15 protein-coding genes and 2 pseudogenes are annotated in these 16,220 nt (G+C 46.2%); 9 read left to right on the top strand and 8 right to left on the bottom strand.

The features are described from left to right. The first annotated feature begins 10 nt into the window (after positions 1–10). From flgL to EJO50_RS03765, 6 genes are all read left to right on the top strand, one after another. Positions 11–1,471 carry a flagellar hook-associated protein FlgL gene (gene flgL, locus EJO50_RS03740; protein ID WP_125971694.1) on the top strand — a complete coding sequence of 487 codons (1,461 nt, stop codon included), beginning with the start codon at positions 11–13 and terminating at the stop codon, positions 1,469–1,471. 102 nt (positions 1,472–1,573) lie between these two features. Then, positions 1,574–2,926: a DNA repair protein RadA gene (radA, locus tag EJO50_RS03745; RefSeq protein WP_125971695.1), complete on the top strand. Its 1,353-nt coding sequence runs from the start codon at positions 1,574–1,576 to the stop codon at positions 2,924–2,926. A 122-nt stretch (positions 2,927–3,048) separates the two neighbouring features. Next, a complete protein-coding gene (trxA, locus tag EJO50_RS03750; RefSeq protein ID WP_373280523.1) occupies positions 3,049–3,378 on the top strand; it encodes a thioredoxin TrxA in 330 nt (109 codons plus the stop codon). Positions 3,379–3,506: 128 nt separating this feature from the next. Beyond that, positions 3,507–4,763, top strand: a complete 1,257-nt coding sequence (gene rho / locus EJO50_RS03755; protein WP_125971696.1) for a transcription termination factor Rho — start codon at positions 3,507–3,509, stop codon at positions 4,761–4,763. 104 nt (positions 4,764–4,867) lie between these two features. Further along, positions 4,868–5,125, top strand: coding sequence for a type B 50S ribosomal protein L31 (locus tag EJO50_RS03760; protein ID WP_099397356.1), 258 nt, complete (start codon positions 4,868–4,870; stop codon positions 5,123–5,125). A 116-nt stretch (positions 5,126–5,241) separates the two neighbouring features. After that, positions 5,242–6,867: an ArnT family glycosyltransferase gene (locus tag EJO50_RS03765; RefSeq protein ID WP_125971697.1), complete on the top strand. Its 1,626-nt coding sequence runs from the start codon at positions 5,242–5,244 to the stop codon at positions 6,865–6,867. A gap of 56 nt (positions 6,868–6,923) precedes the next feature. On the opposite strand, the gene EJO50_RS03770 is transcribed toward EJO50_RS03765, so the two are convergent. From EJO50_RS03770 to argF, 7 genes are all read right to left on the bottom strand, one after another. Beyond that, positions 6,924–7,100, bottom strand: coding sequence for a DUF3149 domain-containing protein (locus tag EJO50_RS03770; protein WP_125971698.1), 177 nt, complete (start codon positions 7,098–7,100; stop codon positions 6,924–6,926). Positions 7,101–7,630: 530 nt separating this feature from the next. Beyond that, positions 7,631–8,125, bottom strand: coding sequence for a YajQ family cyclic di-GMP-binding protein (locus EJO50_RS03775; RefSeq protein WP_125971699.1), 495 nt, complete (start codon positions 8,123–8,125; stop codon positions 7,631–7,633). A 53-nt stretch (positions 8,126–8,178) separates the two neighbouring features. Then, positions 8,179–8,490, bottom strand: a complete 312-nt coding sequence (gene ppnP, locus EJO50_RS03780; protein ID WP_125971700.1) for a pyrimidine/purine nucleoside phosphorylase — start codon at positions 8,488–8,490, stop codon at positions 8,179–8,181. 12 nt (positions 8,491–8,502) lie between these two features. Next, positions 8,503–8,724 carry a DUF2788 domain-containing protein gene (locus EJO50_RS03785; protein WP_233702167.1) on the bottom strand — a complete coding sequence of 74 codons (222 nt, stop codon included), beginning with the start codon at positions 8,722–8,724 and terminating at the stop codon, positions 8,503–8,505. A 67-nt stretch (positions 8,725–8,791) separates the two neighbouring features. Beyond that, a complete protein-coding gene (locus EJO50_RS03790) occupies positions 8,792–10,006 on the bottom strand; it encodes an argininosuccinate synthase (RefSeq protein WP_125971701.1) in 1,215 nt (404 codons plus the stop codon). Positions 10,007–10,038: 32 nt separating this feature from the next. Then, positions 10,039–10,659, bottom strand: coding sequence for a leucine efflux protein LeuE (gene leuE / locus EJO50_RS03795; RefSeq protein WP_125971702.1), 621 nt, complete (start codon positions 10,657–10,659; stop codon positions 10,039–10,041). A 66-nt stretch (positions 10,660–10,725) separates the two neighbouring features. Next, a complete protein-coding gene (gene argF, locus EJO50_RS03800) occupies positions 10,726–11,640 on the bottom strand; it encodes an ornithine carbamoyltransferase (RefSeq protein ID WP_206434445.1) in 915 nt (304 codons plus the stop codon). A gap of 341 nt (positions 11,641–11,981) precedes the next feature. Here argF and EJO50_RS03805 point away from each other — a divergent pair. Further along, positions 11,982–12,269: pseudogene (locus tag EJO50_RS03805) on the top strand (DUF3579 domain-containing protein); the annotation flags it as partial. 302 nt (positions 12,270–12,571) lie between these two features. Then, complete coding sequence (locus tag EJO50_RS03810; protein WP_125971704.1) at positions 12,572–13,312, top strand: beta-ketoacyl-ACP reductase; 741 nt, start codon at positions 12,572–12,574, stop codon at positions 13,310–13,312. Positions 13,313–13,694: 382 nt separating this feature from the next. On the opposite strand, the pseudogene EJO50_RS03815 reads toward EJO50_RS03810, so the two are convergent. Continuing rightward, a pseudogene (locus EJO50_RS03815) lies at positions 13,695–13,955 on the bottom strand (transposase); the annotation flags it as partial. Between the two features lie 624 nt (positions 13,956–14,579). On the opposite strand from EJO50_RS03815, the gene EJO50_RS03820 reads away from it, so the two are divergent. Beyond that, positions 14,580–15,959 (top strand): radical SAM protein, encoded by a 1,380-nt coding sequence (locus EJO50_RS03820; RefSeq protein ID WP_164521422.1) that lies wholly within the window; start codon positions 14,580–14,582, stop codon positions 15,957–15,959. Positions 15,960–16,220: the final 261 nt, after the last annotated feature.

Below are 16,220 nucleotides of genomic sequence, written 5' to 3' on the forward strand. Positions count from 1 at the left end.
AATAATTAGCATGCGTATCGCAACCACGACGATTTACAAGCAAGGTGCTGCCGAATTGCAACGCCACTCCAACGTGCAAGCGAAATTGCAGAATCAGTTATCGACGGGGCGTCGTGTTTTGACCCCTGCAGATGATCCTATTTCATCTGCAAAAGTATTGGATATTACTCAGGCGCAAGAGTTGAATAAACAGTATGCCGTTAATAGCCAGACGGCAGATTCTGCAATGCGTCTTTCTGAGTCAACCTTGCAGCAGGTCTCGGATCTTTTACATGATATTTATTCACTGGCAGTGAAAGCAGGGAATCCTTCCCAGACATTGGCAGAAAAAAAGTTACTCGATTCTGAGTTGCAAGGGCAGTACAAGGAGATGATGAGTCTTGCCAATGCAACAGATGGTGTGGGTGCGTATCTGTTTTCCGGGTTTAAAGGTTCTACCCAGCCCTTTAGTGAAACATCTTTTGGCAATGTGATTTACTCTGGCGACGATGGCCAGCGTCAAATGCAGATATCGGGGTCCAGGCAAATTCCGGTATCAGAATCGGGTTATCAGATCTTTCAGGCAGGGCGCACTGGTAATGGCAATTTTGTGAACTCTGCAAATGCCGTGGCTCCCGGCAACTCGGGAAGCGGGGTGATTAGCCCGGGTGAGGTGGTGGATATTACCAAATGGAACGATCCGGCTCATTCACAGAAATTTAAAATTGAATTTCAATCGGTTGATGATCCGGCTAAACCCGGCAAGCCTGTGATTGCTTACGATATTATTGATAATCAGGCTTTGTTAACCGATGGGGTGACGGCTAACCCGAATTTTAATAAATCAATTGTTGATGGCCACGATTACACTGCGGGGGCAAGGCCTGTTATTCCTGGGACACTTAATAATTACCCGCGTGCTTATATACCAGGTGGTGATATTGCGTTTAAAAGTCTGGCAACCGATCCTGTTGGTGTCCCCCCTGTTGCCGCCTGGGATTATGGCATAAAGATGAATGTGACGGGGCAGCCTGCAGTAGTGATCGGGCCGCTTGGCACTGGTCCAACTCCGAGCGGGCCGGTTTCCAGTGGTGTAATGGATTCTTTTAATGTGGATCCTAGCCGCAGTAATGGCGATATTTTTCAAACTATGAAGGTTTTTTCTGACGCGCTAAATGCATATCAGACCAGCCCTACCGGCATGGCTAATTTTCAAAACCAGCTCAATACTGTTTTGCAAAACACCAGCAATATGCTGACAAATGTTTTGTCTTCCCAGGGAAATCTCGGGGCGAGGATGATTGAAACTCAGTCGGTGCAGGACACGAATGGTGATTTAAAAGTGCAATACGGGCAGACATTGTCACATTTGCAGGATTTGGATTATTCAATTGCATTAAGTGATTTTTCTTTAACGCAAACCTTGCTTGAGGCATCAAGAAAATCTTTTTCCCAAGTGCAAGGCTTAAGTCTGTTTCAGTACATTAGTTAATTGAAAAGCGGCCATTACTGGCCGTTTTTCGATTAGGCTGCATACAAATCTTCCTGAACAAGGCTCAAGCTGCTTTGGGCTGACTCCTGTATTATCCGCTCCATGGCTAAAATTCGATCTTCTTTTATTTGTCAGCTTTGTGGCTCTGCATCTCCTAAATGGCAAGGGCAATGCCCCGGCTGTGGTGAGTGGAATACCCTGCAGGAGGGCGCGGCGGAGACGGCTCCTGCCACTCGCTTTCAGTCTTTGGCTGCCGATGGTGCGATTCACCAGTTAAGCGATGTAGAGGCCGCAGAAATCCCGCGTATTGCTACCGGCATGGCAGAGCTTGATCGTGTGCTGGGCGGCGGCTTGGTGCCCGGCGGCGTGGTGCTGATTGGCGGGGATCCGGGAATCGGCAAATCAACACTTTTGCTGCAAGCCATGACTTTGCTGGCGGCTGAGCGGCCGGTTTTGTATGTCTCTGGTGAAGAGTCCCCGCAGCAAATTGCTTTGCGTGCCAAACGTCTGGGCTTGCCTGCAGGTAAAGTAGCGTTGTATGCAGAAATCGGCTTGGAAAAAATTCTGCTCGCACTCGAAAAAGTGGGCCCGCAGGTGGCTGTAATCGACTCGATTCAAACTGTTTATTCCGAGGCGCTCACTTCTGCCCCGGGGAGCGTGGCTCAGGTGAGAGAATGTGCCGCGCAGCTCACGCGCTATGCCAAGCGCACAGGCACAACTATTTTTCTGGTAGGGCATGTTACAAAAGATGGTGCAATTGCCGGGCCACGTGTGCTGGAGCATATCGTGGATGCGGTGCTTTATTTTGAAGGGGATACGCATTCCAGCTTTAGGTTGATACGAGCAATTAAAAACCGGTTTGGAGCTGTTAACGAGCTGGGTGTGTTTGCAATGACCGATAAAGGTTTGCGCGAAGTATCCAATCCGTCTGCACTCTTTCTGTCCCAGCATAAAGAGCCTGTGCCTGGTAGCTGTGTTTTGGTGACGCAGGAGGGCACTCGCCCTTTACTGGTAGAGATTCAGGCGCTGGTTGATGATTCGCATTCCCCTCAGCCTAAGCGTCTTGCAGTAGGGGTGGAGCAAAATCGTCTGGCTCTGCTGCTGGCGGTATTGCACCGCCACGCGGGCATTGCTGCATTTGATCAGGATGTATTTATTAATGCGGTGGGCGGCGTGAGGATTGCCGAGCCTGCTGCAGATTTGGCTGTTTTGTTAGCGATTGTGTCTTCTTTAAAAAATCGTCCTTTGCCCGACAAATTGGTTGTATTTGGTGAGGTAGGCTTGGCGGGGGAGGTGAGGCCGGTGCAGCGGGGGCAGGAGCGCCTGCGTGAGGCGGCCAAGCTGGGTTTTACCCATGCCATCGTGCCTAAAGGTAATCGCCCCAGGCAAAGTATTGAAGGCATGACAGTGACGCTGGTTGAGCGTTTAGAAGAGGCAGTTAGCGCGGCATTGTAAGTTTTTTAGTACAATGGCCTTGAAAAATAAGCGTACGCCCACATCAATAAAACATTGCTGACTGCTTTATCCTTCGTCTAGGATTTGATAGGTCAATTGATTACCCCCATGCTGGAGACTTAATGATGAGTGAACATATCGCACAGGTTACAGATGCCACGTTCGATGCTGAAGTATTGCAAGCGCAAGGCCCCGTTTTGGTTGACTATTGGGCTGAATGGTGCGGCCCGTGCAAAATGATTACTCCGATTCTGGAAGAAGTCGGCGCGGAATATGCGGGTCGTTTGAAAGTAACAAAACTCAATATCGACGATAACCAAGCGACACCTCCTAAATATGGCATTCGTGGTATTCCGACACTGATGTTGTTCGTGGGTGGTGAAGTAAAGGCCACCAAAGTTGGTGCGTTGTCAAAATCGCAATTAACTGCATTTCTTGACAGTAATATTTGACAGCACTGAGTAAATCCATATAGGCTTATGGATATTCAACTGGGCTCGCCGGATATTCTTTTCGGCCCGCCCGGATTATTAAAAAATTTCTGTTTTCCCTTCCCGATTTACTCAAGCGCGCCCTCCCTATGCACCTGTCTGATTTAAAACACCTCCATGTTTCCGAACTTGTTGATATGGCTACGTCTTGCGAGATTGACGGTGCAAACCGGCTGCGTAAGCAAGATCTTGTTTTTGCCATTTTGAAAACAAAAGCTAAAAAAGGTGAAAGCATTTACGGCGATGGTACGCTGGAAGTGCTACCTGATGGTTTTGGTTTTCTGCGAAGCCCGGATACTTCCTACCTGGCTGGCCCTGATGATATTTATGTCAGCCCTAGCCAGATTCGCCGCTTTAATTTGCACACCGGTGACACTATTGATGGCGAAATTCGTACGCCCAAAGATGGTGAGCGCTATTTTGCGCTGGTTAAAGTCGATAAGGTCAATGGCGAGCCACCAGAAAATGCTAAACATAAAATTCTGTTTGAAAACTTAACGCCACTGTTTCCCAATAAGCGTTTACATCTTGAGCGTGATATCCGCGCCGAAGAGAATGTAACTGGTCGTATCATTGATCTGATCGCTCCTATCGGTAAAGGCCAACGCGCACTGTTAGTTGCGCCGCCAAAAACCGGTAAGACGGTGATGTTGCAGCATATTGCCCATGCAATTAGTGCTAATCACCCTGAAGTAATGCTGATTGTGCTTCTGATTGATGAGCGCCCTGAAGAAGTAACCGAAATGCAGCGCTCTGTGAAGGGCGAGGTGGTTTCTTCTACGTTTGATGAGCCGGCAACCCGTCACGTACAAGTGGCGGAGATGGTGATTGAAAAAGCCAAGCGTCTTGTTGAGCACAAAAAAGACGTGGTGATTCTGCTCGATTCGATTACCCGCCTGGCTCGTGCCTACAATACTGTGGTGCCTGCGTCTGGCAAGGTTTTAACCGGTGGTGTGGATGCAAACGCATTGCAACGCCCCAAGCGCTTCTTTGGTGCGGCTCGTAATATTGAAGAGGGCGGCAGTTTAACGATTATTGCTACGGCGCTGGTTGATACCGGTAGTCGTATGGACGATGTGATTTACGAAGAATTCAAGGGTACGGGTAATAATGAAATCCATCTTGACCGCCGTATGGCAGAAAAGCGTACTTATCCGGCATTAAATGTAAATCGTTCCGGCACACGCCGTGAAGAATTGCTGATTCAGCAAGATCAATTGCAAAAAATATGGGTTCTGCGCAAATTACTTTATCCAATGGATGATCTGGATGCGATGGAATTCTTATTGGATAAAATCAAAGGCACCAAGAATAATATGGATTTCTTTGATTCGATGCGTCGATAAGCACATACAGCGTAGCTTGTTCAAATTGCGCTTTTATGCGATGATCTCGTTTTTATGGCTAGTGTTGGCACAACCCCAGCACGCTAAATGTAAAGGGAAGTAAAATGAAAGATGGTATTCATCCAGAATATAAAGATGTTGTATTCCAAGACGTAGCTGCTGATTTCACATTTATGAGCCGTTCTACTCTAACTGCTAAACAAACAATCGTTTGGACTGACGGCAAAGAATATCCATTGGTTAAGCTGGATATTTCTTCGGAATCGCACCCATTCTACACCGGCAAACAAAAGATTGTGGACACTGCCGGTCGTATCGACAAGTTCCGTCAAAAATACAGCATGTACGGCAGCAAGGAATAATTATCCCTGCGCAGTATCTGAAAAAGGCAGCCGCGCGCTGCCTTTTTTGCATTTAAAAGCTGTCTTTAAAAATTCGATATTTACTATTGGGCTCTTGTAAGCCTTAGGCAAATACCATGCTGACTTATCTTCCTCCTCTTGAACGTGAACCGCTGGCTGCGGGGGCTGAGAAGCCCTGGCTGCTGCTGCTTCTTTGTTTTGTCTGGTTAATACCAGGCCTAGTGGGCCATGATCCGTGGAAGCCCGACGAAATTGAAACTGCCGCAGTGATCCAGCAGTTCATGCAAGGAGCATATTGGTCTGTACCCCAGTTTGCAGGCCAGCCTTACTTGGAGCATGCGCCCCTATATTATTGGTGTGCAGCGCTGCTTGCATGGCCCTTGCAAACGCTGGGTATGGCAGTGCATGATGCTGCCCGTCTGACGACAGGCATCTGGATGGCGCTGGCTTTATGGGGCTTGGGTTTAGCAGGGCGCGAGCTGTATGGCCGCCGAAATGGCCGTGTTGCCGTGATTACCTTGATTGGCTGCATTGGTTTGATTATCTGGGGACATCATCTTTCCCCTCAGGTTTTGGTTTTAGCTGGGTTTTCCTGGCATATTTTCGGGTTGGCCTATGCTCTGCGCCAGCCCCTGTGTGCGGGTTTATTGCTGGGTTTGGCATGGTTGCTATTACTTTTAGGGGGTAATTGGGCTGAATTTATTTTAGCGCTCAGCTCCGCATTGCTGCTGTTTTTATTCAGGCCATGGCGCAATACTTCATTTGGGGTGAGCCTACTTTCAGCCCTGGTGATTGCAGTACCTCTGGGGGCCATCTGGCCGATCGATCTTTATCAGCATGCGCGACCGGTATTTGATTTATGGATTGATCAATATGCGCTGGGGCCGTTTGGTGGTTTAGCTGATTTTAAAGCGTTTCATGCGTTCGGTTTCTTTTCTTCAATTGTGTTGTGGTTTGCCTGGCCCGCTTTACCTCTGGCAATTTGGGGCTTGTGGGCAAATCGGCGGCAGTTAACTCAGCCCAAAATGCTTTTGCCTAGTGTTTTGCTACTGGTATATGTACTTTGGTTTGTGATGGCGGGTGATACACGTGAATCTCATGCACTTATCGTGTTGTTGCCATTGTCTATTCTTGCTGCCAGCGGCGTGGATGATTTACGCCGTGGTGCGGCCCAGGCGCTAAACTGGTTTGGTTTGATGACCTTTGGTCTATTTACAGGTCTGCTCTGGTTGGGCTGGCTGGCCGTGCATACCGGCATGCCTGCCGGGCTGGCTAGAACACTGCGTGAGGCTAGCCCGGCATACCAAGAGCGATGGGATGTGCCGGGAATTATTTTTGCAATTGCACTGACTGTTATCTGGGGCTTTGTTATTGCGCGTAAACGTCCTCCAGGGCGGCTGGCAGTGACTAATTGGGCATGTGGAGTGACTTTGATTTGGGGGGTCCTTATCGGCTTATGGCAGCCATGGCTGGATGCACAGAAAAGCTATCGCAGTGTTTCATATTCTTTGCGTGATGCGATACAAGGACAAAAGACATGCATTGATGGGCGAAATATTCCATCGGCTCCGTTAGCATCATTTGAGTATTTTGCGGGGATTGTATTGCAGCAAGGTCACCAGGCTGAGAGTTGTGGCTTACGAATGACGATCGGAGAGGAGCCTCTGGGAGACACAGTCTTGTGGAGGGGTAATCGCGAGGGTGAGCATAAAGAATTTTTTGTTGTGACTATCGTTCAATAAACTAAAAGGATCGCTTATAAGGTAAGCGATCCTTTTTTTAGGGCTCGCTAAAGGTCTTACGGGGTGTTTGTTTTTTTATTTATTGTTTTTAAATGTGCCGCAGTGTCTTCTATTACTTTGCGTCGAACATAGAAAAAAATATAAACAGCCATACCTAAAATAAAGAGGATGGTAAACAGGCTTAATAAACCGATATCAGAAGTAAACAGCGCTTGAAGTGGTGTATTTTCCATGGTGATTACCTTGTATTTATATGATGCTATATGAATACAAATACGATGTTTAGGTATTGATGCATATCAAGCTTCCTATGCAATTGTTTATTATAAAAATGATTGTCTGGATTTCTGTCTGCATATTTTCGTGTTTTGTCTGATACAGCAGCCTACTGCTGGCCGTCAATGAGTAAGGTTTTTTTGTCGGTTAAGAAAATACGCTGTGCTTCAATTTTTTGCTGTTAATTTGCCCGCTAATAAATATCACGAAGTATTGATCGGTAGAGCTTATAGCCAGGTTTTGAATGGCGATATTGTCCACGTCATGCCCTTAGCTGTTATTAACAGGTTTGATGGTTATCTGGGCCACTTAGCTGGCTGGCCATTTTTCCTGAATGATATTCAGCTTCAAAGCATGTGTATTTTTATTTGATAAGAGCTATTTATCTGCTGGCCAGAGAGTGTAGTGAGCAGATTGATAAAAGCGGCTTGGAGGAGGGGCATTTATGGTGTGGGCGGCAGAAATACTGCCACCCCGGTTTTAGGTATTAGTCGCGGAAGTTTTGATATTGTAATGGAAAATCAGTAATTGATTTTCGCATTAATGCAATTACTTCTTGCAGTATATCGCGTTTAGCACCTGTTACCCGTACAGTATCACCCTGAATAGCTGTTTGCACTTTTAGTTTTTCATCCTTAATAAGTTTGATGATTTTTTTTGCTAAATCCTGATCAATACCTGCTTTGATTTTCATTTCCATTTTTACTTTATTGCCAGAAACTTTTTGGATATCGCCACTTTCCAGGCGTTTACTGCTGTCGGCTTCTTTTTTTTCCAACGCTGGAAATAAAATATCTTTAATCTGATCAAGCTGGGCGTTTGAATCTCCATGGAGCGTGATGGTTTCATCTTTTTCGTTTAAATCAACTTTGGCGCTAGTGCCTTTAAAGTCAAAACGATTGTTGATAACACGATCTACGGCATCAATTGCGTTTTTAAGCGCAACCATGTCCAGTTCGGAGCTAATATCGAAAGAAGGCACAGGCTTCTCCTTTATGTAAGTAGTGAATTAAATCTATTTCGGGTTCTTGTCGTTTATGCAAAATGACAAACGTAATGCAGTGTTTCCAGTGTTTCAATAGTAAAGCTGGAGTTGGCAGGTACATTAAAACTTTGGCCTGCTGTATAGGTGCTCGCCTCGGGTTCACCGGCCTGTTTTACATGGCAAAGACCCGCTACGATTTCCATGATCTCTGCTGCGCCTGTATTAAAAGTAAGTGTTGATGGCAAAATAACACCGACTGTTTTTTTTTCACCGCTGGCTAAAATAAGGCAGTGTGATACGCAGAGGCCTTCAAAATAAACATTGCCCTGCTTAAGTACTGATACATTATCAAATTGTGACATAGAAATTTCTCTTTATTTTTGAAGGAGTTCGGTGAGTATCGTTTTTACAATAAATCCGAATACGCCAAACCCCAGTGTAAAGAATAAAACCAGGGAGCCATATTTTCCTGCTTTAGAATCTGCAGCTAATCGATAAATGATAAAGCCCATATAAATGATGAGGCCGGTACAGAGGATAGACACCGATAGCGTGGTGAATGTTTCCTCTGACATATTTTTAAGTGCCTCAAGCATAATGGTTTCCTTTTGTTTTACGCACAAAGCCGGCAGCGAGCCGGCTTTGTTTTCATCTGATTTAAGCTTACTTGCGTAATTTAGCGGCAATTCGCATACGTAATGCATTCAGTTTAATAAAGCCTGCTGCATCTGCCTGATTATAAGCCCCGCCATCGTCTTCAAAGGTGGCAATGTTGGCATCAAATAGTGATTGTTTGGAGTCACGCCCCACCACAATCACATTGCCTTTGTAGAGTTTAACGCGCACCCAGCCATTTACATGGTTTTGGCTTGCGTCAATCATGCTTTGCAGCATCAGGCGCTCTGGTGCCCACCAGTAGCCGTTGTAAATCAGGCTGGCGTATTTAGGCATCAGCTCGTCTTTAAGGTGAGCTACTTCGCGGTCAAGGCAAATGGATTCAATGGCGCGGTGGGCTTTCAGCATAATCGTACCGCCGGGGGTTTCGTAGCAGCCACGGCTTTTCATGCCAACAAAGCGGTTTTCAACCAGATCAAGGCGGCCAATACCGTGTTTGCCACCGAGTTTATTCAGTGTGGCCAATACCGTGGCCGGGCTCATTTTGACGCCATTAATGCCGGTAATATCGCCTTTTTCGTATTCAAGCTCTACGTACTCGGCTGCATCCGGGGCTTGCTCCGGGCTAACCGACCAGAGCCACATGTCTTCTTCGGGCTCGGCTGCCGGGTTTTCCAGTACCTGGCCCTCGTAAGAAATATGTAGCAGATTGGCATCCATAGAGTAAGGGCTGCCACCATTTTTTTTCTTGGCGATATCCATGCCATGTTTCTCGGCGTAATCGAGCAGCTTTTCACGGCTGTTTAAATCCCATTCGCGCCATGGTGCAATCACTTTGATGTCCGGGCGCAGAGCGTAATAGCCCAGCTCGAAGCGGACTTGATCATTGCCTTTACCTGTTGCTCCGTGGCTGACGGCATCTGCACCGGTTAGATTAGCAATCTCAATCTGGCGCTTGGCAATTAGCGGGCGGGCAATGGACGTGCCCAGCAGGTATTCGCCTTCATAAACGGTATTTGCTCGGAACATGGGGAAGACAAAGTCCCGCACGAACTCTTCGCGCAAATCATCAATAAAAATATTTTCTGGCTTGATGCCAAACTGTACGGCTTTTTGGCGGGCGGGCTCAAGCTCTTCGCCCTGGCCCAGATCTGCGGTAAATGTCACCACTTCGCATTGATATGTATCTTGCAACCACTTCAGGATTACCGAGGTATCTAGGCCACCAGAGTAGGCAAGAACCGCTTTTTTAACATCAGACATGAGAGCTCCAAGAGGGGGAGAAGGGGCAAGGGTTAGTGAGTAAGAGCAAGCCGCGCACCAAAGCTGATAAAAAGTACACCAGTTAAGCGCGCCAGCCAACGGCTCAGCCACTGTTTGCCTGCTAGTCGCCTGGAAAGGCCTGCACCAGCAAAGATTAAAAAGGTCAGATAAGCCAAACTTACGGCTTGAACGATCATGCCAAGTATTGCAAAAGTGAGTGGAATCCGGTCATAAGCCGGGTCCACAAACTGGGGGAAAAATGCCATAAAAAATAAGATTGCTTTCACATTTACAAGCGAAATAGACAGTGCCTGCTTGTAAATATGGCCAGACGGTGCTTCCATTGGCGCATTATTGCCTGCCTGTGGTTTTGCTAGCAGCATTTTGAATCCCATCCAGGCCAGATAGGCTGCACCAGCATAACGAACCATATCAAAAGTTGCAGGATGAGTGTGCATTAAAGATGCAACACCCACACTGGCAAGTAGCATCAGGATTAAATCACCCGTAACAATACCAGCTGCTGCAGCATAACCTGCACGTACACCCAGTTTGGCCGCCACAGACAAAGTAAAAATCGAGTTTGGCCCCGGCAGTAAAACAATAAAGAAAGTGCCGAGCAGATAGCTGCTTAAATCGGTAATGCCAAACATGACGTGCGATCCTGTATTACTTAATAAAGCGTGGGTAAATGATCTGTTCAGGCCATTTTGGAGTGTTTATTCCTCTACTTTACCCAGTAATAGGTATTCAATCACAGCTTTTTGTGTGTGCATGCGATTTTCTGCTTCATCCCAGACGACCGATTGTGGTCCGTCGATGACTTCCGGGTCGACTTCTTCGCCACGATGCGCTGGCAGACAGTGCATAAACATGGCGTTGGCCTTAGCTTGCAGCATGACTTTTTCGCTGACTCTGTAATGCAAAAAGTCTTTTCGGCGTTGCAAGGTTTCACGCTCAAATCCCATTGAAGTGCATACATCGGTAGTTACGATGTCGGCATCTCTGGCGGCTTGATACGGATCGTAAAAGGTTTCAAAATGCTCAACGTCATATTTCTGGCCATCAAGTACTGTCATTTCATAGCCGCGCGGACAGGCTTGCTTGAGTTTGAAATTGAAAATTTTTGCAGCTTGTAGCCAGGTGCGGGAAATATTGTTGCTATCACCAATCCAGGCTACTGTTTTGCCTTCGATCGAGCCATTTTTTTCGATATAGGTAAAAATATCGGCCAGAATCTGGCATGGGTGATATTCATTGGTCAGCCCGTTAATAACGGGAACTAAAGAATTATCGGCAAAGCGTTCAACAATACTTTGCTCGAAAGTACGTACCATTACGATATTGGTCATGCGGCTGATGACTTTCGCCACATCTTCGATAGGCTCGCCACGGCCCAACTGGGTGTCTTTGGATTGCAAAAACATCGCATGACCACCGAACTGCGCCATGCCTGCTTCAAAAGAAACACGAGTACGGGTGGATGATTTTTCAAAAATCATGGCTAGCACTTTACCAATCAGCGGCTGGTAAAGCTCGCCTGCGGCCAGTTTGGCTTTAAGAATGGCAGCGCGTTTGAACAGATAGTCATATTCTTCGCGGGTAAAATCAGTAAACTGCAGATAATGGCGCATAGGGAACAGTCCGAGTGGGCTGCCGTTCAAAAAAGGATCAACTGCGGTGCGCTCGAAGGTGTGATCCGCTGTGCTTTGCACAATTTCTTACAGTATTTCGATCTGGTGCCACGGTTTTTCACGTAGGCCATTTGGCCTTTATTTTTGAAACGGGGTGAGCCACTTTGAAGAAAAAAGACCATTATTCAACCGTTTGCAGGTGGCTGGCAAGCTCTGACAGCTGCTTTTTTTATTATTTGTGAAATTCGATTTATAAGAGTTTGAGAATTTCTAAGGCAGCAGTTTGGCCTGCGATGGTATAATCTGATGGATATTCCACCATTAAATACGCTGTTGTTAAAATGATCTGCAATCCATACGAAATCATTATTCAGGGCATTACCAGTAATGGGCGTGAATTCCGCCCCAGCGACTGGGCTGATCGCTTGTCTGGTATTCTCAGCACTTTTGGCGTCGATCAGAAACTGTCTTACGCCCCTTTTGTCCGACCGATGGTGCACGAGAATGTGCGTTGTGTAGCGGTTGATAAGCAGCTTGAAAAAATTGATCCGCGTGTGTTTGAATTTTTGATGACTTTTGCTCGCGATAATGATTTGCGTATTGTTGATTGTCGCTCTTTGCTGAGCGAGCACTATGCGGATAAATCTGCGGAATAATATTCTGTTTATCGTTGGTCAGACTCTGCCCGGCGATATCTCCTCGGTTCTTCCTCCCCTTCTGCTTAAATTTTTTGTCTGGTTTTTCGCTGCTATAGGTTTGCTTCATGTAAACGCAAGATGCGTGAATCTTTTAATTCCTGTAATTATTGGCCTGTTGCGTTGCACCAAGTGCGTCTATGCTGGAACTGATTGCTTGTTTGCGGCTGATTAATCGGCGTGTTGATTGGCAGGCTCCAGGCACGGCCATTTTCAATTGATATGAAAGGTGTGTTATGAGACTTAAAGATAAAGTTGCGATTATTACAGGTTCTGCTAGCGGAATTGGTCAGGCCACAGCGATTAAATTTGCCGCAGAAGGCGCTAAAGTAGTGGTGTGCGATGTAAACCAGAGTGGCATTGATGCCGTTGTTTTTGGCCTCGTGCAAAGTGGCGCGGTGGCGGTAGGTCATGTGGTTGATGTTACCAATAAAACTCAGATTGCCGAAATGGTGGCAGCAGTTAAAGCGCAGTTTGGCCGCATTGATGTGCTGGTAAATAACGCAGGTATTGTGCAAGATGCACAGCTGATCAAAATGACGGAAGAGCAGTTTGATCGCGTGATCGATATCAACCTGAAAGGTGTTTACAACTGTGCCCGTGCTGTGGTCGATATCATGGTTGAGCAGGGTAATGGTGTGATTCTGAATGCTTCTTCGGTCGTTGGTGTATATGGCAACTTTGGTCAGACTAATTATGCTGCAGCTAAGTTTGGTGTAATTGGTTTTGTAAAAACATGGGCCAAAGAGCTGGGTAAGAAAGGCATTCGTGCTAATGCAGTTTGCCCCGGCTTTGTTGCAACTCCCATCCTGAAAGCGATGCCGGAAAAAGTGATTCAGTCGATGGAAGAGCGCGTGCCAATGAAGCGTATGGCCCAACCTGAAGAAATCGCCAATGTGTATGCATTTTTGGCCAGCGATGAAGCCAGCTATATCAATGGTGCAGCGATTGAAGTAACGGGTGGTTTGACGTTGTAAGGATTATAAGCCAACCAACCCCCAGGCCCTGCAAACGCAGGGCTGAGAAGGGAGAGCTGGAAACGCCGAAAAACTTTTTATCTTCTGTAACTAAAATTGCATAAATATTCTTGCTCAGGCAACGTCAGATCAGTTTTCGTTGTCCAATCTTCCTGCTTCAAAGTTGTTAATTATATTTAACAAACTCCAGTTGTAATTATTTATGTCGTACGTAAAGTCCATCAATTAGCATTTGCCGATCTGTTTTGGTATGGCTGTGACCAAGACTGGGTGCGAATCAAGCGTTTATGGCGTTTGACCCGCAGGTTCAGTGTCCGCTGCTGGTAGATGTGGCATATCTGGCGGTGGAGTGGACTAATCCCGGCACTTTGCTCTTTTAGTCCTTTTTTTTAAGCGCCTCGCACATCATTTCAGCCTTTAGGCATTCTTTGGCATATATTTTTTTGAGATGGCGATTTTCGCCTTCAAGCTCTTTAAGTCGTGCCATCATTGACGCATCCATATCTCCAAATTTGCTCCGCCACTTATAAAAAGTGGCCATGCTACAGCCATGCTCTTGGCATAGCTTTGTTACAGGGTAGCCATCTTGGGCTTGTTTGAGAATAGCGATGATTTGGCTGTCAGTAAAACGAGATGATTTCATGTAAAACTTCCTCAAATTTATGAGGAGAAAATTTTACTTCTCACGATGATAAGTTGCTTTTGCGAAGCCTCAGTGGGTAAAAAAAACCGGAATTTTTCCGGTTTTTTTTATGGAATATGAGGCAATCACAAATTGTTAAGTTTTATTTACGTTATGGCTACACCTTAAGCAGAGGTGGTTATTTATCTGGGCTACTTGCATTCACGAATCTTAATGTTTTTTATACTACTTTTGCTTTATCTGATTTTTATCAATATTTTGTTTGTGTTTAGCTTAATAAACGCTCTTTTTTTAATTTAATTGTAGAAGTATCATTCATTTTCTTTACATAAATCATTGTTTGTTTGAAAGAATGTAATTTGTCAGATGTGGTGATTGCTTGTTAATCTGGGCAAAATCTATCCCTTATATCAGGCATTTTAAGGCCTCTGTTAATGTTTGATTCACAATTGCACTGAGCCAGAAAAAGCCTGGCACAGTGCATGCAAACCCAGCCTAGCAAGCTACATAAGGCGGTGAGGCATTAGCGAAGGCTGCAGCCTCATTGCCATGAATTAAATATCAACAGGCTAGGGACAACAGGCAAATTACAGTTGGGGTGTTTGTTGCGAATGGATGTTGATCATGAACAAGAAGATTTTTCTCGCTCATAACTCTTGTTTAAATGCCGCGTACGATTTGAATGTACTGCGCGCTGGCATTGAAGCTGCAGGGCATCAGCTTGTTGATCGCCCCGAGCTGGCTGATGAAATTGTCTTTTCCGGTTGTTCTGTTCGTGAGCACTGGGTGGATGATGCTATCAATCAGCTGGATCAGGCCCGCTTAAGGTCGCCTGAGGCTCGTATTGTGATAACCGGTTGTATTGCCAATACGAGCCGTCAGATAGTTCAATCCCGAATGACGGGCGGCCAGCTCTCCTTTTTGCCTATACAAGAAGTGCTGCTAGAAAATTCGGAGCTTTCTTTTGCTGAGGTGGATAGACGTCTTTCTCAGGAGGGGGGAAATAGCTTTGAGCCTGCTACGGCTAATGGTTTGCATAGCTTACGCCGTCGGGTGGGGGAGACTAAATACCGTATATTGGCCATGCTTGATGAGGAAGATCGTCGGCATGGAACCCATTTTGTCAGGAACTACCGGCAAACCACAAAGGGTTTTGTTTTCTACGACGAACAAGAGTCCTGTGAGATGATTACGGTGACGCGGAGTTGCCCGTATCAATGCAGCTTTTGCAATATTCCGCTGGGGCGTGGTGATTTCGTCTCGGTTCCGTTACAAGATATCGTTGCCAAGGCTCAGGCTGCAGTTGCCAACGGGCGGCACCATATTATTCTGATTGGTGATGAGGTTGGAAACTATGGCATTAAAACGGGTGGCGCCCGTTTTCCCGAAATGATCCAAGCTGTGCTTTCTCTTCACCCATCAGTCACAATATCAATTCGTTATATCGAACCCAAGCCGTTCCTGAAATATTTTGAAAAACTATTATTTTGGGGTAAAGCTGGCCGGTTGCAGCTGTTGTATATCTCTTTGCAAAGTGGTTCCCAACGTCTGCTTAAAGCAATGCGCCGGGGATACGATATTGATAGGATTGCTAAAGCGCTAAGGGAATTTCGCCAAAGCTGTCCCACCATCCTTTATGGAAACTGGCTTGTTGGTTTTCCTGGTGAGCAAGAGGAAGACTTTCAAGCTACAGTTTCGCTTGTTCGTGATCTTGATTTTCATATTAACGTTGCTATTCCATTTTCACCACGGCCGGGTACTCCTGCATGGGTAATGGCTGATCAGGTAGATCCCGCAGTAATTGATATACGTGTTAACACGCTTACCGAGGTGGCTTCTGAGCTGAAAGTAGCGCTAATGAGCCAATACCTGGCGCCCATTGCATCCTCTCAATGCAGCGCCATACTCGAATTGGTATGGCTGGCAGAGTATGAGCAGTATGTTCCGAATGATCAATTACCTGCTCCCCGCCCGGTTATTCCTCTGGTATTAAGAAATTCATGAAGACTCTTCTCTGGAGTCAATGTCCTTTTGTGGTTATTGATGCCTAAGGTAATGGCCAAAGCCCGGCCGAGCTTGCTGAACTTGCTACTCTGTGTAAGTGATTGAGCGCAGGATTCATAAAGCCCGGGTTTGGGGTATTCGCCCCGTCATGTCGATCACCGGGTTTGCAATGTCTATTTATGGGATAAGCAATGAGCAGGCCACTTGGTTTAAAGCCTGGAGTGAAGTTTTCAGAGAGATTCTCTCCGGGTTTAGTACCAG

The sequence above is a fragment of the Iodobacter ciconiae genome (genome assembly GCF_003952345.1).
In the GTDB taxonomy this organism is placed as follows: domain Bacteria; phylum Pseudomonadota; class Gammaproteobacteria; order Burkholderiales; family Chitinibacteraceae; genus Iodobacter; species Iodobacter ciconiae.